Genomic DNA, 17452 nt, shown 5'->3' on the forward strand with positions numbered 1-17452 from the left:
GAATTCGACTATGGCTACAATTCATGTCGATGGAAAATCGTACGAAGTCAATGGCTCGGAAAACTTGCTGCAAGCATGTTTGAGCCTTGGGATCGACATTCCGTACTTTTGTTGGCATCCATCCTTAGGTTCTGTCGGTTCTTGCCGTCAATGTGCCGTGACCCAATATGCGAACCCTGAAGATACTCGTGGTCGCTTGGTGATGTCATGTATGACACCTGCTGCTGACAATACCTATATCTCGATTGAAGACAAGGAAGCAACTGAGTTCCGTGCTTCAATTGTAGAGTTCTTGATGACCAACCACCCACACGACTGTCCAGTCTGTGAAGAAGGTGGTCACTGTCATTTACAAGATATGACTGTAATGACACAGCACGATCGTCGTCGTTACCGCTTTACTAAACGTACTCACTATAACCAAGAGCTTGGTTCGTTCATCGCGCATGAAATGAACCGTTGTATCGCGTGTTATCGTTGCGTGCGTTACTACAAAGACTATGCAGGCGGTACAGACTTTGGTGTCTATGCCAACGCATCACGTGTTTACTTTGGTCGTCCTGAATCGGGTACTTTGGAATCTGAATTCTCAGGTAACTTGACTGAAGTCTGTCCAACAGGTGTATTCACCGACAAAACTCACTCTGCGCGTTATAACCGTAAGTGGGACATGCAGTATGCGCCTAGCGTATGCCAAGGCTGTTCTTCAGGTTGTAACATCTCTCCGGGTGAGCGTTATGGCGAATTGCGTCGTGTAGAAAACCGCTTTAACGGTGAAGTCAACCAATACTTCCTATGCGATAAAGGTCGATTCGGTACAGGTTATGTGAACCGTGAAGATCGTCCACGTCAGCCTCAGTTCCGTAACGGTGCGAGCGTAGAAACCGTTTCTGTAGATGCTGCACTTGATACGATTATTGCCAAAGTTCAAGGCAAAAAAGTTTTGGGTATTGGTTCACCGCGTGCATCGATTGAATCAAACTTTGCTTTGCGTGAGTTGGTTGGCCAAGACAACTACTCAACAGGTTTATCGCAAAAAGAGCAAAACTTGGTTGAACTTGCAGCTTCAATCATGCAAACCGAAGGGATTTACAACCCGGGTATGCGTGAAATTGAAGACTACGATGCTGTGTTAATTTTGGGTGAAGATTTAACCCAAACTGCACCACGTATGGCGTTGTCTGTTCGTCAAGCGGCGAAAAACAAAGCCAAAGAAATGGCGGCAGAGCGTCGTACGCCAGATTGGTTGGCTGAACCTGTGCAACGTATTGCGCAAGATGCAAAATCACCAATTTACATTTTGGCTGCAACGCAAACTCGTTTAGCTGATGTCGCAACAGGTGAAGTGGTTGCTTCTCCAAATGATATCGCACGTTTAGGTTTTGCCATTGCTGCTGCGGTTGCAGGTGACGTGATCACAGGTTTAGATGACGATGCGAAAGCATTTGCACAAACCATTGCTGACACGTTAAAAGCTGCGAAAAAACCATTGGTGATTTCAGGTACAAGCTTACTAGACGCTGCCATTATGGAAGCGGCTGCACAAGTGGCACAAAACTTGGGTGAAAACGCAGGTTTAAGCTTAACTGTGCCAGAAGTGAACTCAATGGGCTTGGCTATATTTGGTGGGCAAAGCTTAGAGCAAGCATTTGCACAAGATTATGATGCTGTGATTGTGGTTGAAAATGACTTATATCGTCGTTTACCTGCAGTACAAGTCGATGCAGCTTTAGCGAAAGCACAAGATGTCATCGTGCTAGATCATGCTGAAACCGCAACTGTGCAAAAAGCCAATATCGTACTTTCTGCAGCAAGCTTCGCGGAAGGTGATGGTACGGTGGTGAGTCAGGAAGGTCGTGCACAACGCTTCTTCCAAGTTTATGACCCAAGCTACTACAAACCTGAATTGGCGATTAAAGAATCTTGGCGCTGGTTACACGCACTTGAAACAGGCTTAAAAGGCAAAGCAATTGCTTGGACTGTTTTAGATGACGTGATTGAATCTGTAGTGAAGAATGTTCCAGCACTTGAAGCAATTCAAGATGTTGCACCAGATGCAGGCTTCCGTGTACATGGCTTAAAAGTTGCGCGTGAACCACGTCGTTACTCAGGTCGTACCGCTATGCGTGCACCGTTATCCATTCACGAACCAAAACAACCTGTCGATGTAGATTCAGCATTAACATTCTCTATGGAAGGTTATGTGGGTAATCAAACGCCAGCGGCACTTGTACCATTTGCTTGGTCTGCAGGTTGGAACTCGCCACAAGCTTGGAACAAATTCCAAGACAACGTGGGTGGTCACTTAAAAGGTGGTGACGCAGGTATTCGTTTATTCGACCGTTTGGCGAAACGTCCTGCACGTAGCTATGTTGCACCTGCACCAGTACTTGCAAATCCAGACAGCTTCCGTTTAATTCCAATGCATCACATTTTTGCATCGGGGGAATTTACGGTGAAAACTCCTGCAATGGAATCACGTATTCCTGAAGCAGTATTTGCTGTAGGTACGCAGGATGCGCAGCGTTTGAATCTACAAGATGGTCAAACAATTACTGTACAAGCAGGCGAAACATCTATCGTGTTGCCAGTACAAGTGATTGAATATTTACCTACAGGTTATATTGGCTACCCAATTGGTCTTGCACCAACGGTATCTCTTGCAGAGCCTGTTTCAGTCGCGGTAGGAGTGTAATTCATGCAACAAGAATTAATCCGTCAGACGCCGCTGTGGGCTGAGAACTGGCCAATTGCCTATTCAGTCATTCAAGCGATTGTCATCTTACTGGTTGTGGTATTGATTGCTGCACTCATGTCTTTTATTGAGCGTCGTTTACTGGGCTTATGGCAAGACCGTTATGGTCCGAACCGTGTAGGTCCAGGCGGTATGTTCCAGATTGTTGCCGACATGCTGAAAATCATGTTCAAAGAAGACTGGACACCAAAATTTGCCGACAAACTTACGTTCCGTATGGCACCAGCAGTTGCAATGGCAACTGCGGTACTGTCGTTCATGGTTATTCCTGTATCACCTTATTTAGGTGTGGCAGACATGAGCATTGGCCTGTTGTTCTTTATGGCAATGGCAGGTATCGCAGTGTATGCGGTGTTATTTGGTGGTTGGTCATCAAACAACAAATACGCATTGCTTGGTGGTTTACGTTCAGCCGCTCAAACCATTTCTTATGAAGTGTTCTTGGGTATTTCACTCATGGGTGTGGTTGCTATTGCAGGCTCATTCAACATGCGTGAAATTGTTGAAGCGCAACGTGATGTTTGGTTTGTGATTCCACAATTCTTAGGTTTCTTGATTTTCGTGGTTGCAGGCGTTGCGGTAACTCACCGTCACCCATTTGACCAACCAGAAGCAGAACAAGAATTGGCAGAAGGTTATCACGTAGAATATGGCGGTATGAAATGGGGTATGTTCTTCGTTGCAGAATATGTCAACGTGGTACTGATCTCTGCGCTTATCGTGACTTTATTCTTCGGTGGATGGCTTGCGCCGTTTAACCTTGAAATTCCATTCATTCCAGCAGCTTTCTGGTTCATTATCAAAACAGCATTCTTTGTAATGATGTTTGTCTTGGCACGTGGTTCTTTAATGCGTCCACGTTATGACCAAGTGATGAACTTTGGTTGGAAAATTTGCTTGCCATTGGCGCTTGTTAACCTTTTGGTAACTGGTGCTGTGATTCTTATGAATCATTCGGCCTAAGACAGCAGGGAGAACAATATGTTTAAGTTTCTAGCTGGGTTTGGGTCAATTGTACGTTCACTGTGGATGGTTTTCTCACACGTGACACGTAAACGTGACACCATTTTGTATCCGGAAGTACCAGCCGAAGAAATTGTACCTCCACGCTTCCGTGGTCGTATTGTGTTAACACGCGATCCAGATGGCGAAGAGCGTTGTGTTGCATGTAACCTCTGTGCAGTTGCTTGCCCAGTGGGTTGTATTTCACTACAAAAAGCAGAACAGGAAGATGGTCGTTGGTATCCGGAGTTTTTCCGTATCAACTTCTCACGCTGTATTTTCTGTGGTATGTGTGAAGAAGCATGTCCAACGACTGCAATTCAATTAACGCCTGACTTCGAGTTAGGTGAATATGTGCGTCAAGACTTGGTCTATGAGAAAGAAAACTTACTCATTTCAGGTCCTGGTAAATATCCTGACTACAACTTCTACCGTGTAACGGGTATGGCTGTTACAGGTAAAGACAAAGGTCAAGCGCAACGTGAAAGCGCACCTGTTGATGTACGGAGTCTATTACCATGATGTGGCCGTTTTATTTGATGGCACTCGTGGCCATTGTCTCTACGGTTCGTGTAGTCACTAACGCGAACCCAGTACATGCTTTATTAAGCTTGATCGTGTCATTGCTTGCAGTTGCAGGCATGTTCATGATCGTGGGTGCTCCATTTGCTGGCGCATTGGAAATCATTGTTTATGCGGGTGCGATCATGGTCTTGTTCGTATTCGTAGTAATGATGCTAAACCTTGGTCAGCAAACCGTTGAACAAGAGCGTAAATGGTTGACTTCATCTGCTTGGGCATATCCAGCTTTGATGAGCTTCCTAATTGGTTTGGTTTTAGTGTGGTCATTAAGCTCAAACTACACCACACCAAGCGCTTTAATGGGCACTGAAATGGTTGGTCCAAAAGCGGTTGGTCAAGCACTCTTTACTCAGTACTTATTATTGGTTGAAGTTGCCGCAATGTTATTACTTGCAGCTTTAGTTGCAGGCTTCCACATCGGTAAACGTGAACCAAGTGCAGAAGAGGAAAAAGAATAATGGGCAACATCCCTTTAGAACATGGTTTGATTGTCGCGACCATTCTTTTTGCACTCGGTTTTTACGGTGTGATGGTGCGACGCAACCTACTATTTATTTTAATGGGCCTTGAAATCATGATGAACGCTGCGGCACTGGCGTTTGTTTTGGCTGGTAGTGCATGGGTACAACCAGATGGTCAGATCATGTTTATCTTGATCTTGACACTTGCTGCGGCAGAGGCGTGTATCGGTCTTGCGATCGTCCTTCAGTTCTATCATCGCTTCCATCATTTGGATGTGGATGCTGCTAGTGAGATGCGCGGATGAGTTATTTATATCTAACAGTATTGTTTCCGCTCATTGGTTTTATCCTTTTAGCGGCAGGGCGTAACAACTTACCTGAAAAAGTTGCTGCGATTATTGGCGTTGGCTCAGTGGGGCTGTCTGCATTATTCGCTTTAATTGCAGGCATGGACTTTGTGAACAATGGTTCGGTTGCAACAACTCAACACTTATGGACTTGGTTCAATGTAGGTGGTTTTGCGCCAGCAATTAGTTTGCACCTAGATGGTTTATCTTTACTCATGCTTGGCATGATTACGGGTGTGGGTTTCTTAATTCACATCTTTGCCTCATGGTACATGCGTGGTGAAGAAGACTTTGCACGTTTCTTCTCTTACTTCAACCTGTTCGTTGCGAGCATGTTGCTGTTGGTTTTAGGCGATAACTTAGCGTTATTGTTCTTAGGTTGGGAAGGTGTAGGTCTGTGCTCTTACTTGCTGATTGGTTATTACTACCAAAACCCTGCAAATGGTTTTGCGGCAATCAAAGCATTTACCGTAACACGTGTGGGTGACGTTTTCTTACTGATTGCATTGTTCTTGCTGTATCAACAATTCGGCACCTTGAATACGCAATACATCGTAGAAAATGCAGCCAATGTAATGACTCAAAGCTCATCCATCACCATTTGGACAGCGTTAATGTTGTTCTTAGGTGCTGCGGGTAAATCTGCACAAATTCCATTGCAAACTTGGTTAGCTGACGCGATGGCAGGTCCAACACCTGTATCTGCATTAATCCACGCTGCAACCATGGTAACTGCGGGTGTTTACTTATGCTGCCGTATGTTCAGCGTATTTGAACTTGCACCTGAAGTGATGTTATTCATTTCAATTACAGGTGCTGTGACCTTGCTAGTTGCTGGTTTTGCAGCATTGGTTCAAACCGACATCAAACGTATTTTGGCTTACTCAACTATGAGTCAGCTGGGTTATATGTTTATGGCAGTTGGTGCAGAAGCATACCAAGCGGGTCTATTCCACATGTTAACTCACGCATTCTTCAAGGCATTATTATTCTTGTCTTCTGGTGCGGTGATTTTGGCTTACCATCACGAACAAAACATTTTCAAAATGGGTGGCTTGTTCTACAAGAACAAATTCCTGTTTGCATGTTTCGCGATTGGTGGCGGTGCATTGGCAGCGATTCCATTCTTGACCATTGGTTTCTTCTCAAAAGACGCTATTTTGGCAGCAGTTTGGACGCAAAGTCATATCGCAGGTATTCCGCTATATAACACCTTATATTGGGTGGGTGTAGCAGGTGCATTCTTAACGTCAATTTATACATTCCGCTTAATTTGGGTTGTATTCTTTGGTAAAGAAAACACACCGTATCACGAGATCAAAGGCGCAACTTACTGGTTCCCATTGGCAGTGCTTGCAGTACTTTCAACTGGTTTAGCGATTGTATTAAAAGCACCAGTGATGAGCATTCTTGATGCTGCAAAAATCCCAGCATTTGTGATTCCTGAAGCATTAGAAGCAGGTGCACATGGTGCAGAGTATGTTGCAATTGGTGTGGCTTTGGCTGGTTTAGCTGTAGGCGTGGTGTTATTTGCCTTTGCTTACAACGCTGTAAAAGGTTTCGCGCAAACTTCATTGGGTGCGGGTCTTGCCAACATTTGCCGTAATGCACTTGGTTTCGATGCGTTGTATGACATCGTATTTGTAAAACCATTCTTGCTGATTGCCAAACTATTAGGTCGTGATCCAGTTGATGGCATGTGGTTAGTACTGCCTGCACTGGTGAAAGGTGGTCATAGCTTCACAAGTTCACGTCAAACAGGTTCATTACGTGAGTACGCATCGAGTATGGCACTTGGTGTTGTGGTCTTACTAATGATCTTGATCGTGATTCAGGTCGTGGGGAAATAAGATGGACGCTCCAAACAATTTAATTCTACCCGCGCTGATCCTTGTTCCGTTCATTGCAGGTTTTATTTGCTGGTTGGTCGATAAACTCGACGATAAATTACCGCGTTACATTGCTTTAGTGGGTATGCTCGTAACTTTGGGCTTAACTATCGCATTGTGGCAAGGTGCCAGCTATAACTACGAATTAGGCGCTCAAGTTCCAACTTGGTCGGCTGAATTTATGTTGCCTTGGATTCAAACCCTAGGCATCAACATTCACTTAGCGGTGGATGGCTTATCTTTACTTATGGTCGGCTTAACTGCATTACTGGGTGTTTTAGCAGTAGGCTGTTCATTTGGTGAGATTCAAAAGAACGTTGGTTTCTTCCACCTTAACCTTTTATGGTCTTTGGGTGGGGTAATTGGTGTATTCCTTGCGATTGACTTGTTCCTGTTCTTCTTCTTCTGGGAGATGATGCTTGTACCAATCTACTTCCTGATTGCGTTATGGGGTCATAAAGGTTCAAATGGTCGTTCACGTGTTTATGCTGCAACCAAATTCTTCATCTACACGCAAGTTGCTGGTTTAATCATGTTGGTGGGTATCTTAGGTCTAGTGATCTACGGATACATGATGTCAGGTACGATTTCGTTCAACTACAACTATTTATTGGCTGTAGCGAATACGCTTGATGCACAGTTACCAGCAGTCGCTTATGCATTTATGATCTGCTTATTTATCGGTTTTGCGGTAAAACTGCCTGTTTTCCCATTACACGGTTGGTTACCAGATGCGCACGCACAAGCGCCTACAGCGGGTTCTGTCGACCTTGCAGGTATTTTGATTAAAACTGCAGCGTACGGTTTGCTACGTTTCGTAATTCCATTCTTCCCAGCGGCATCTGCTCAGTTCGCAGACATTGCCATTATTTTGGGTTTAATAGGTGTGTTCTACGGTGCGTGGTGTGCTTTCCAGCAAACCGACATGAAGCGTTTACTAGCTTATACCTCTATTTCGCACATGGGCTTCGTATTACTTGCAATTTATGCAGGTAATATCCTGACTTACCAAGGCTTAATGATCATGATGTTGGCACATGGCTTGTCATCTGCTGCATTGTTCATTATGTGTGGTCAAATTTACGAGCGCGTACATACACGTGACATGCGTTTAATGGGCGGTATTCGTGGTCAATTCCAATACCTTTCATTCTTCCTGATGTTCTTTGTGGCAGCGTTAGTTGGTATTCCTGGTTTAGGTAACTTTATTGGTGAATTCCTGATTTTAATGGGTTCATTTGAACAGTTCCCAGCCTTCACAATTATTGCGGCAATCAGTTTAGTTTTTGCAGGTGTTTACGGTTTAATCCTGATTCACAAAGCCTTATTTGGTGTACCAAATGAAGAGCAAAAACAGCACTATGCAAATCCGTTAAAAGATTTAAATGCACGTGAAGTTGTGATTCTTTTAATCTGTGCACTGGGTCTAGTATGGCTTGGTCTGTATCCACAAACCTTCCTTGATATTTCAAACTCAAGTATGGCGTGGTTAGCGAATAGCTACATCCCAGTTCAAGAAGTAGTTGAAGTTACTCATGAAGTAACAACTCAACTCGAAAATGTGGAGATCCAATAAGCCATGAACTTCACAATGTCATTTTCTGAGCTTATGCCTTTAGCTCCTGTGATGATCGTGGCCTTAACTGCGATTGTCGTGATGATTCTTACTGCAATTAAGCGTAATCATAACTTAATTGCAACGGCATCAGTTGTGGGCTTGAACCTTGCTGCTGCTTACCTTTTACTCATGATGTTTGGCGGCAATTTTGCGCCTGCCAGCGTGATGGGTATGTTTATGATTGATCCGTTCACCTTGTTGTATCAACTGGTGATTTTGATTGCAGCTTTGGCGTGTTCGACTTTATCTCATGCTTATATTGAGACCTATAAAGACAACCGTGAAGAACTTTACATCTTAATGTTGTGTTCGGTTACGGGTGCCATGTTAATGGTGTCAAGCTCGCACTATGCGTCGTTCTTCATTAGCCTTGAGTTAATGTCAATTCCTGTTTATGGCTTATTGGCATACACTCACCAACGTTCTAAATCTTTAGAAGCAGGCGTGAAGTACTTAGTCTTGTCTGCAACTGCATCTGCAATGTTGCTCATGGGTATGGCGTACATTTATGCATACACTGGTTCATTGTCTTTCTATGACTCTGTACAAGCATTAATGCAAAATATCCAACAGCCATTGGTAGTTTTAGGTCTAGGCTTAATTGTCTTTGCTGTTGCATTTAAATTGTCGTTGGCACCATTCCACAAATGGACGCCAGACGTTTATGACGGTGCGCCTGCACCAATCGCAACCTTTCTTGCGACTGCAGCAAAAGTAGCAACCATTGGTTTGTTTGTACGTTACATTTTGGGTTCAGGTGCAATCCTGATCGACTCAATTGTAACCATCATGACCATTATTGCTGTGCTTTCAATTTTGGTGGGTAACTTCCTAGCTGTACGTCAAGTTAACTTGAAGCGTATTTTGGCTTACTCATCTATTGCGCACTTTGGTTATTTGTTGATTGGTTTAATCAGCATGACCTATGCAAGTTTGGGCAATGTCAGCGTATATGTGATCACTTATGTATTGACCACCATTGGTGCGTTCGGTGCAGTGGCATTAATGTCTAGCCCGTATAACAACGTAGCTGAAGCAGAAAGCTTAGCAGACTACCGTGGTTTGTTCTGGCGTCGTCCTGTATTGACTGCTGTATTAACTGTCATGATGCTTTCTCTAGCAGGTATTCCACTCACTGCAGGCTTCATTGGTAAGTTCTTGGTGGTGATGGCTGCTGTTACGACTCAGCACTGGTTCTTGGCTGCTATGATCATTGTGGGTTCAGGTATTGGTTTGTACTATTACTTACGTGTAATGGTAGTCATGTACATGACACCACCAGATGAACCAAAAATGGACGCTGTTGATCATTGGGGTCAAAAAGTGGGCGGTATTATGGTATTGGCTGCAGCTTTAGCGGTATTGGTGATTGGTGTTTATCCAGACCCAATTATCAAAATTGCACTTGAAGCTGAAATTTTGTCACCAATCCATTTCATGCTGTCACAGCAATAATTTGAAAGAAGTTTAACTTTCAGTCAAAAAGCCTTCATAAATTGAGGGCTTTTTGGTTTATATACACAATAAAAACAGCATATAATAAAATGATATTTGCTTTTCTTTCCTTTTAGGTGTTCTCCCGTGGCTATTCATGAAATCCGACATCCGCTTATTCGTCATAAATTAGGGCTATTACGTCGTGCTGATATCAGCACCAAAAACTTCCGTGAATTGGCACAAGAAGTCACCATGTTGCTGACTTATGAAGCGACCAAAGATTTGCCTATGGTCGAGCACGAAATTGCGGGTTGGAATGGTGCAGTCACTGTAGACCGTATTGCGGGTAAAAAAATTACGGTTGTGCCTATTTTACGTGCAGGTATTGGCATGTTAGATGGTTTCTTAAACTTGATTCCAAGTGCCAAAGTGTCTGTACTTGGCTTGGAACGTGATGAAGAAACTTTAGAAGCGCGTACGTACTACAAAAAATTAGTACCAGATGTACAAAACCGTATTGCGATGATTATTGACCCTATGCTTGCCACAGGTTCATCTTTAGTGGCAGCGATTGATTTGCTCAAAGCCAGTGGTTGTAAAGACATTCGTGTGATGGTTTTGGTTGCAGCGCCAGAAGGCATTCAACGTGTAGAAGCCGCGCATCCAGATGTGGTGATCTTTACTGCATCGGTAGATGAAGGTTTAAACCAAGATGGTTATATTGTGCCTGGCTTGGGTGATGCAGGCGATAAAATTTTTGGTTCAGTGCAAAAAGATTAAGCCGAATGTCGGTGAAAAAGAGGCATTAACTGCCTCTTTTTTATATACTCATATAAAGTGCAGCTCGTAAAAGGTTAAGCCATGAAATCTGAACAATATCAAGGGAAAATCAAACAATATAATGCCGAAAAAGGCTATGGATTTATTGCCGCACCTGAAGGTGAAGTGTTTTTCCATATCTCGGATTTTCCTGCGGCTGAAGGCGAGCCAAAGCGCAATGATCGCGTTAAATTTAATGTGGTTCAAAATGGTGATCGTTATAAAGCCATTAATATTGAACCTGTAGAAGATAAATCCAAAAAAGCAAAAAAAGCCAAAGCGGTTGCTGCAAATACCTCGATTACGTCTGCATTGTTATCAAACTTAAAGCGTTAGTTTTAAATGTTTTCATGCACAGAAAAGAGGCATTTTCGCCTCTTTTTTTGTACAATAATCAAAAATTAACGTGAAAAGAGTAATTTATGTTTTTAGAAGGGAAAATAAAAACTTATAACGAAGAACGAGGCTTTGGTTTTATTCAAATAGAAGGAGAGCCTAAAGATTTATTTTTTCATATTAAAGATTTTCCCAATAAAAATATTCCACTAAAAGTGGGAGAAAATCTAAAATTTCGTAAAGTAGAAGAAAATGGCAAGTTCAAAGCAGATAATATTATCCGTCTAGATATTAAGGTTGCAGTCGAAAGGCATACACCTCAATCAAGGGCAATTCATACGACAAAGCAGAATCATAAAAGACAGCAGAAGTCTGAAAATAACTCATCCAATTTTGTTACTTATATTGGTATATTGATTATATTCGGCTTGGCTTATGCAGTATTTAATAAGTACCAAGCTTGGCAAAATAGTCAGCCTGAAGCTTTATCAGTACAAAAAGTAGTAGAAGTTCCTGTTGTTGAACAGAACTTTACTTGTGATGGGCGTGAGCACTGTAGTCAAATGACGTCTTACGAAGAAGCATTATTCTTTATACGAAATTGTCCAAATACTAAAATGGACGGTGATGGTGACGGCATACCGTGTGAGAGTCAGTTTAATCGCTAAAAAAAGAGTACCATCATCGGTACTCTTTTATAAACTATTTCGCGTCGCAAAACTTCATAAATGCCTTTAAGCCAGGCCCTTGGTATTTCTGACGATGCACCAACATGAATAACGGGCGCGTCAGTTGCCAGAAAGGTGTATCTAAAATCACCAATTGACCTTTTTCTAGTAAAGGTTCAATCGCCAATCGTGAAATACACGACATACCAATCCCACCTGCGACAATTTTTAAAATCGCTTCGTTATGACCCAAAGTTAAACGAATATTGGCATCAGGCAGGTCTTTTAAAATTGCATTGTCAAACACTTCACGGGTACCTGAACCTTCTTCACGTAAAATCCACTCGGCGTCTTCAAAATCTGCGATACTTAAAGCACGGTTTAACTGCGCTAAAGGATGACTTGGTGCACAGCACACTGCAAGCTCATCATCACGCCAATGAATACATTGGAGTTGTGGCAAGTGACAAGAGCCTTCTATCAGGGCTAAATCTAGCTGAAACTGATTTACAGCTTCAATCATTTGGCGGGTATTGCCCACTTGTAATTGTAAATGCGCCTGTGGCTGAATTTGCAAAAAGTCTGCCATTAAATCAGGCATCAAATAGTCACTGATGGTGAGGGTTGCACCTAAACGCAAATCAATACTTTGTAGCTCGCCTTTAGCGGCTTGCTCAAACGCTTCACAACGCCCCAAAATTTCTAAGGCTTGTGGCAATAAAAAACGACCCAAATCATTTAGTTGTAGACGCTTACCCAAACGGTCAAACAGTGGAGCACCCAAGCCATCTTCCAAATCTGCTAAGGCCATGCTTGCAGCACTTTGGGTGAGCTTAACGGCATCACTGGCTTTGGTTACTGTCCCTTCTTGGGCAACTGCTACAAAAACCGCCAACTGGCGTAAAGTCATGCGCATGAATCAAGCCTTAACATTTAAAAATATTCATAAATTACCCCAACATGCTAACATGAGCACAGTCTTTCATGCCACGCTCAAATCATGTCAATTGAAAAATTTACTTTAGAAAAAGTGCTTTCGGTTCATCGTTGGACCAACACCTTGTTTAGCTTCACCATGACTCGTCCTGCGCACTTTAAATTTACCGCAGGGCAGTTTGCACGTATCGGGTTAAAAGTGGATGATGAATTGGTGGTACGTGCTTATTCGGTGGTGTCATCACCCTTTGATGAAACTTTAGAGTTTTTCTCAATTGTCGTGCCAGATGGTGCGTTTACTTCTAACTTGCAGCACCTTCAAGTGGGGGATGAGCTGTACTTGGAAAAAATCCCTTATGGTTTTTTGACCTTGGCGCGTTATCAATTGCCTGCCCCACACGATTTATGGTTACTGGCCACAGGTACAGGTCTTGCACCGTTTTTATCCATGCTGCAAGATTTTGAAACATGGACAAAATATCAACATATTTATTTGGTTTATAGCGTGCGTACCGAAGCTGAATTGGCTTATGTCGATAAAATTCACGAGATTGCCGAAACTTTTGGCGAAGGGCATACAGGCTTTAAATTTATCCCAATTATCACTCGCGATCCTCAAGCTGATTTGCATGATCGTTTGCCTATATTAATTGCAAATGGTGAACTTGAACAGGCTGCGGGTAGTGTACTCAACCCTGAAACCAGCCATGTGATGTTATGCGGTAACCCTGCCATGGTCGATGACACCAAAGAAGCCTTAAAAGCGCGTGGTTTAAGCATGAACCGCCGCGGGGAAGGTAATATTGCAGTTGAAAATTATTGGTGAGAATGTGATACAACTATTCAAATATCAACTGTTCAAATATATAGCCAGCGCAGGGCTGATGTTTATAGTCGCACAAACCGTACAGGCTGAAACGGTGGAAACTCAGGTTGCTGTGCAAGATCACGTACTCATTTATGATGGGCCACTTAGCCCTGAAGCCAATGCACGTGCAGCGGAATTACTTAAACAGTCAGACAAAATTGATACCTTAAAAATCAACAGTCGGGGTGGCGAGATCAGCTTAGGTATTGATTTGGGTAATTTGGTCTTTGGCCATCAACTGAATGTTGAAGTTGGACAGTATTGCTTTTCTTCTTGTGCCAATTATGTATTTCCTGCGGGCAAAGTAAAATATTTAAACTTGCGTAGTCAGTTGGGTTGGCATGGTGGCAGTTTGCAAAAAATGCAATTTGAAAGTGCCGAAATGGAACAAATGTATAATGAATATATTGGCCCAATCCGTGCAAAGGAAACCGCTTTTTTTCAGAAAATTAAAGTTCAGCAAAGCTCAACCATTGCAGGGCAGACTCCTGAATATGAAAAATATCAAGCGCTATACATCTAAGAAAATGCGCAGTTTTGGCATAGATCAGGTGCGTTTTAAGCAGGTTTTGTGGCTGCCTAAATCGAGTTTTGAAAATAAATGTATTTTCACAATTCGCTAAAAATTGGTTGTTGAGGTGATCTTCACCATTCATATAAAAACCTCATCTACAACGCTGCAGATGAGGTTTTTGCTTGGTGCGATTCAATTTTGAAAGCAACTTTTGAACGCAATGCTTGAAAGTGACTCTTCAAAGAAATTAGTGCACAAACATATCCATATATTCGCGGATTTCCTGAATCGCGCTATCGACATCGCTACTTAGCCAAGTCGGTTCAAAAAAACCTGCATAATGCTCTAAGCGCTCTTGAGGAACCACCAAACGCACAGGACATTCTTCTTCAAGTAAGCGCCACGGTAAAATTGGCACTTCATTATCCAGAAATGCAGCAATGTTGCGAATATCAATGATCATGGCATTCACACAATCTGGAAATGGCATGACCGAAAATTCTTCGGTACGACGACGGAAATATTCCAAATCGCCCCATTTGAGCAGATAGCTGGGCTTGCTAAATTCAATAATACCAATGAGATGCCCATCACGGGTATAGTGCAAGGCACATTGATGAGTGACGTCAGTGTCAAGATCAAGCGATACACTTTGTTGACGATACGCCATAAAGTTCAAAGTACACAAAAAAACGGTACGTGATTATAGCGCATTTCCCCGTGAGAGGCAGCTTTGTCGATATTGGGCAACATAGGTGGTACTTGAGGTATATTACATCTTTTCACCATCTTGCTATGTATTGTCACACAATAAGCGTGAGGAGCTTGTTAGTATAAAAATTCATCAGATAAATACATAAGTGAGGGGAACATGCCACATGATTTCAATAAACCACCTCATGTAAACTCAGCTGAAGACATTAAGCGAAAAAAACGTATTCCAGTCTATATGCTTCTACTGGTGGGAATCTTTTTATTGGCATTGCTGATTTACATGATGGCGGATCGCAATCCGAGTCCGAGCGAAGCACCTCCTGGACATCCTAATCCAACCGTACAACAAGCAACGCCAAATAGCACGACAACGGGCACAGCTGGAGATGAAGCACGTGCAGAGGACAGTAATACTGCAACAGCAACAGATCGGTAGCTTAGCCTAAGCGTCAAAAATTCATATTTACAAATTCAGCCTTGCCTAGATGCAGGGCTTTTTTGTGGATTTTCGCAAGGTTTATTGTCCCTCCTTTGTAGAATTGTTGCGATTCTGCATCCTAAGGTTGAATAAAAAATATGCAAATTCTATGGTGAATAGAGCTTTACTCAATAATTTGAATCGATAAAAAGCAGTTTTGCGCCGTGGTGCAAACCTAAAAATGAAGCTAATCACCATGAGGATTAAACAAGATGAATGATTATTTTAATGGGAACCTACATGGCAGAGGTTTTGATGCCATGTATTATTGGGAGCAATTTCAACCCATTTTAGCTGCAGTCGCAATTTTACTTGTCGGGTGGGTGATTGCATTATTGGTTGCGGGTGGAATTAAAAAGGTTCTACAAAAATTAGGTACCGATCAAAAATTATCAAATGCAACGGGGCATCGTTCAAATATTGAATTGATTGTGTCGCGGGTCGTGTTTTGGGTGATTTTAATTATTGCGGTCATTGGTGCGCTGAATGTGTTGAATCTGACCAGTGTCAGTGGGCCATTCAGTAATATGATTCAGCAGTTCTTACTGTTTATTCCTTCTTTACTGGCTGCTGTAGCCGTTGCTTTTATTGGGTGGATTTTGGCAAATCTGGTTAAAGTGGGGATGCAAAAACTGTTGGCACGTACTCAGTTGGATGAAAAACTCAGTGCCGATGTCGGTGTGAGTGGTTTAAGTCAAAATATCAGTGAAATTGTTTATTGGCTGATTTTATTGCTGTTCTTGCCAATTGTGCTGTCAATTTTAGGCTTAAACGGTCTGTTGTTCCCTGTGCAAAACATGGTGAATGAAGTTGTGCTGTATTTACCGAACATCTTCATTGCAGGCGTGATTGTTTTTGTAGGATACATTCTGGCAAAAATTGTTCGTGGCATTGTCGAAGGTTTATTGGGTAGCTTGAATATTCAACAGCATGCTGAAAAAGTTGGCATCTTCAAAAATTCAAATTTACCTAAATTACTCGGTTCGTTTGTTTTCGCCTTGGTGATCATCACAGCCTTGATTATTGGTTTTGAGGCACTTGGCATTGAAGCCATTTCACAGCCTGCGACTGCCATGCTGTATGAAATTATGAATGCGATCCCGCATATTATTGCGGCAGGTCTGATTCTTATTTTGGCTTATGTGGTGTCGCGTTTTGTAGCCAATATTGTGGTGGAAGTGGTTGCAGGCACAGGAGTCGATGGTATTCCTGCCAAACTCGACTTACAGCGCTTTTTAGGTACAACTAAAATTTCATGTGTGGTTGGTTATCTGATCGTATTCTTTACCATGCTATTTGCGGTATCTGAAGCGGCGAACCGTTTGGGCTTTGATCAAGTCAGCGGCTTGATTGCCATGTTTATCCAGTTTGGTGCAGATATTCTGTTGGGTGCTGTCATTTTGGTGGTGGGTTTCTGGCTAGCGAATTTGGTCGCCAAAGTGGTACAGCGCGGTGAATATAACAGCTCGCGTTGGTTGGCAAACTTAGTCCGTATTTTAATTATGGGCTTGGTGGTAGCCATGGGCTTACGCGCGATGGGTATTGCAGACTCTATTGTGAACTTGGCCTTTGGTTTAACTCTTGGTTCTGTTGCAGTGGCTTTCGCACTTGCCTTTGGTTTAGGTGGTCGTCAACCTGCAGAACGTGTGTTAACTGATTTGATTGATAAAGCCAAACGTGAGGCGAATCAACCGAATCCGTTGCACAAAACAGAAACGGCAACGTCAGCATCAAATGTGATGACACCTATTGTATCTGAGCAGCCACAAGCGTCTGTAAGTGATGTGACTACAACACCTGAAGCGGCAACTGATCATGCTGTGCCAGATACGTTAAAGGTTGATCCTGAACATCCACCAGTCAATAACCCATTTGGTTCGACAGGTGAGGCTGAACCAGATGTTGATGAACATCCAAAAAATGACCCGAAATAACCTGTTCAAATTTTGATTTGAATCGCTAAGATGATCGACCAATCACCGTATTGGTCGATTTCTTTTCGGTATTCATTAAAAAAGAGGAAACGAT

The 17452-nt window shown here is 42.7% G+C and carries 17 protein-coding genes; 15 read left to right on the forward strand and 2 right to left on the reverse strand.

Annotated elements, in window-relative coordinates:
- Positions 1-10: 10 nt before the first annotated feature.
- The 11 genes from nuoG (at position 11) to FTU66_RS04965 (ending at position 11914) form a co-directional block, all read left to right on the forward strand.
- Entirely contained in the window at positions 11-2695 is a 2685-nt protein-coding gene (gene nuoG / locus FTU66_RS04915) for an NADH-quinone oxidoreductase subunit NuoG (protein ID WP_180112411.1), read from the forward strand.
- A 3-nt stretch (positions 2696-2698) separates the two neighbouring features.
- Positions 2699-3718, forward strand: a complete 1020-nt coding sequence (nuoH, locus tag FTU66_RS04920; protein WP_004975457.1) for an NADH-quinone oxidoreductase subunit NuoH — start codon at positions 2699-2701, stop codon at positions 3716-3718.
- Positions 3719-3736: 18 nt separating this feature from the next.
- Positions 3737-4279, forward strand: coding sequence for an NADH-quinone oxidoreductase subunit NuoI (gene nuoI / locus FTU66_RS04925; RefSeq protein ID WP_104852362.1), 543 nt, complete (start codon positions 3737-3739; stop codon positions 4277-4279).
- Positions 4279-4797 (forward strand): NADH-quinone oxidoreductase subunit J, encoded by a 519-nt coding sequence (gene nuoJ / locus FTU66_RS04930; RefSeq protein WP_171501122.1) that lies wholly within the window; start codon positions 4279-4281, stop codon positions 4795-4797. Before nuoI ends, nuoJ begins: the two co-directional genes overlap by 1 nt.
- Positions 4797-5105, forward strand: a complete 309-nt coding sequence (nuoK, locus tag FTU66_RS04935) for an NADH-quinone oxidoreductase subunit NuoK (protein WP_004975463.1) — start codon at positions 4797-4799, stop codon at positions 5103-5105. Before nuoJ ends, nuoK begins: the two co-directional genes overlap by 1 nt.
- Positions 5102-6997, forward strand: coding sequence for an NADH-quinone oxidoreductase subunit L (gene nuoL / locus FTU66_RS04940; protein ID WP_168461369.1), 1896 nt, complete (start codon positions 5102-5104; stop codon positions 6995-6997). Before nuoK ends, nuoL begins: the two co-directional genes overlap by 4 nt.
- A gap of 1 nt (position 6998) precedes the next feature.
- Positions 6999-8612 carry an NADH-quinone oxidoreductase subunit M gene (gene nuoM / locus FTU66_RS04945; RefSeq protein WP_180112412.1) on the forward strand — a complete coding sequence of 538 codons (1614 nt, stop codon included), beginning with the start codon at positions 6999-7001 and terminating at the stop codon, positions 8610-8612.
- Positions 8613-8615: 3 nt separating this feature from the next.
- The gene (gene nuoN / locus FTU66_RS04950; RefSeq protein ID WP_180005978.1) at positions 8616-10109 is read left to right on the forward strand and encodes an NADH-quinone oxidoreductase subunit NuoN; all 1494 of its coding nucleotides are present in this window, start codon (positions 8616-8618) and stop codon (positions 10107-10109) included.
- 126 nt (positions 10110-10235) lie between these two features.
- Positions 10236-10871: a uracil phosphoribosyltransferase gene (gene upp / locus FTU66_RS04955; RefSeq protein ID WP_004975475.1), complete on the forward strand. Its 636-nt coding sequence runs from the start codon at positions 10236-10238 to the stop codon at positions 10869-10871.
- Positions 10872-10952: 81 nt separating this feature from the next.
- A complete protein-coding gene (locus FTU66_RS04960) occupies positions 10953-11246 on the forward strand; it encodes a cold-shock protein (protein ID WP_004975478.1) in 294 nt (97 codons plus the stop codon).
- A gap of 86 nt (positions 11247-11332) precedes the next feature.
- The gene (locus FTU66_RS04965; protein WP_179996972.1) at positions 11333-11914 is read left to right on the forward strand and encodes a cold shock domain-containing protein; all 582 of its coding nucleotides are present in this window, start codon (positions 11333-11335) and stop codon (positions 11912-11914) included.
- 34 nt (positions 11915-11948) lie between these two features.
- Here the strand turns inward: FTU66_RS04965 and gigC are convergent, their stop codons facing one another.
- Positions 11949-12830, reverse strand: coding sequence for a LysR family transcriptional regulator GigC (gigC, locus tag FTU66_RS04970; RefSeq protein ID WP_004975482.1), 882 nt, complete (start codon positions 12828-12830; stop codon positions 11949-11951).
- Positions 12831-12914: 84 nt separating this feature from the next.
- On the opposite strand from gigC, the gene FTU66_RS04975 reads away from it, so the two are divergent.
- Complete coding sequence (locus FTU66_RS04975; protein WP_179996973.1) at positions 12915-13676, forward strand: ferredoxin--NADP reductase; 762 nt, start codon at positions 12915-12917, stop codon at positions 13674-13676.
- Between the two features lie 58 nt (positions 13677-13734).
- Positions 13735-14241 carry a hypothetical protein gene (locus tag FTU66_RS04980; RefSeq protein ID WP_180112413.1) on the forward strand — a complete coding sequence of 169 codons (507 nt, stop codon included), beginning with the start codon at positions 13735-13737 and terminating at the stop codon, positions 14239-14241.
- Between the two features lie 238 nt (positions 14242-14479).
- Here the strand turns inward: FTU66_RS04980 and FTU66_RS04985 are convergent, their stop codons facing one another.
- Positions 14480-14902, reverse strand: coding sequence for a hypothetical protein (locus FTU66_RS04985; protein ID WP_004975486.1), 423 nt, complete (start codon positions 14900-14902; stop codon positions 14480-14482).
- A gap of 201 nt (positions 14903-15103) precedes the next feature.
- Here FTU66_RS04985 and FTU66_RS04990 point away from each other — a divergent pair, with 201 nt between their 5' ends.
- Positions 15104-15382 carry a hypothetical protein gene (locus FTU66_RS04990; protein WP_004975487.1) on the forward strand — a complete coding sequence of 93 codons (279 nt, stop codon included), beginning with the start codon at positions 15104-15106 and terminating at the stop codon, positions 15380-15382.
- Positions 15383-15636: 254 nt separating this feature from the next.
- Positions 15637-17358 (forward strand): mechanosensitive ion channel, encoded by a 1722-nt coding sequence (locus FTU66_RS04995; protein WP_180112414.1) that lies wholly within the window; start codon positions 15637-15639, stop codon positions 17356-17358.
- Positions 17359-17452: the final 94 nt, after the last annotated feature.

Origin of the sequence: Acinetobacter sp. YH12131 (assembly GCF_013418635.1) — a bacterium.
Lineage (GTDB): Bacteria > Pseudomonadota > Gammaproteobacteria > Pseudomonadales > Moraxellaceae > Acinetobacter > Acinetobacter towneri.

What these genes read in the sequence shown, in the direction of transcription:
- nuoG (WP_180112411.1), top strand. Translation starts at nt 11, where the DNA reads ATGGCTACAATTCATGTCGATGGAAAATCGTACGAAGTCAATGGCTCG.
- nuoH (WP_004975457.1), top strand. Translation starts at nt 2,699, where the DNA reads ATGCAACAAGAATTAATCCGTCAGACGCCGCTGTGGGCTGAGAACTGG.
- nuoI (WP_104852362.1), top strand. Translation starts at nt 3,737, where the DNA reads ATGTTTAAGTTTCTAGCTGGGTTTGGGTCAATTGTACGTTCACTGTGG.
- nuoJ (WP_171501122.1), top strand. Translation starts at nt 4,279, where the DNA reads ATGTGGCCGTTTTATTTGATGGCACTCGTGGCCATTGTCTCTACGGTT.
- nuoK (WP_004975463.1), top strand. Translation starts at nt 4,797, where the DNA reads ATGGGCAACATCCCTTTAGAACATGGTTTGATTGTCGCGACCATTCTT.
- nuoL (WP_168461369.1), top strand. Translation starts at nt 5,102, where the DNA reads ATGAGTTATTTATATCTAACAGTATTGTTTCCGCTCATTGGTTTTATC.
- nuoM (WP_180112412.1), top strand. Translation starts at nt 6,999, where the DNA reads ATGGACGCTCCAAACAATTTAATTCTACCCGCGCTGATCCTTGTTCCG.
- nuoN (WP_180005978.1), top strand. Translation starts at nt 8,616, where the DNA reads ATGAACTTCACAATGTCATTTTCTGAGCTTATGCCTTTAGCTCCTGTG.
- FTU66_RS04960 (WP_004975478.1), top strand. Translation starts at nt 10,953, where the DNA reads ATGAAATCTGAACAATATCAAGGGAAAATCAAACAATATAATGCCGAA.
- FTU66_RS04965 (WP_179996972.1), top strand. Translation starts at nt 11,333, where the DNA reads ATGTTTTTAGAAGGGAAAATAAAAACTTATAACGAAGAACGAGGCTTT.
- gigC (WP_004975482.1), bottom strand. Translation starts at nt 12,830, where the DNA reads ATGCGCATGACTTTACGCCAGTTGGCGGTTTTTGTAGCAGTTGCCCAA.
- FTU66_RS04975 (WP_179996973.1), top strand. Translation starts at nt 12,915, where the DNA reads ATGTCAATTGAAAAATTTACTTTAGAAAAAGTGCTTTCGGTTCATCGT.
- FTU66_RS04980 (WP_180112413.1), top strand. Translation starts at nt 13,735, where the DNA reads ATGTTTATAGTCGCACAAACCGTACAGGCTGAAACGGTGGAAACTCAG.
- FTU66_RS04985 (WP_004975486.1), bottom strand. Translation starts at nt 14,902, where the DNA reads ATGGCGTATCGTCAACAAAGTGTATCGCTTGATCTTGACACTGACGTC.
- FTU66_RS04990 (WP_004975487.1), top strand. Translation starts at nt 15,104, where the DNA reads ATGCCACATGATTTCAATAAACCACCTCATGTAAACTCAGCTGAAGAC.
- FTU66_RS04995 (WP_180112414.1), top strand. Translation starts at nt 15,637, where the DNA reads ATGAATGATTATTTTAATGGGAACCTACATGGCAGAGGTTTTGATGCC.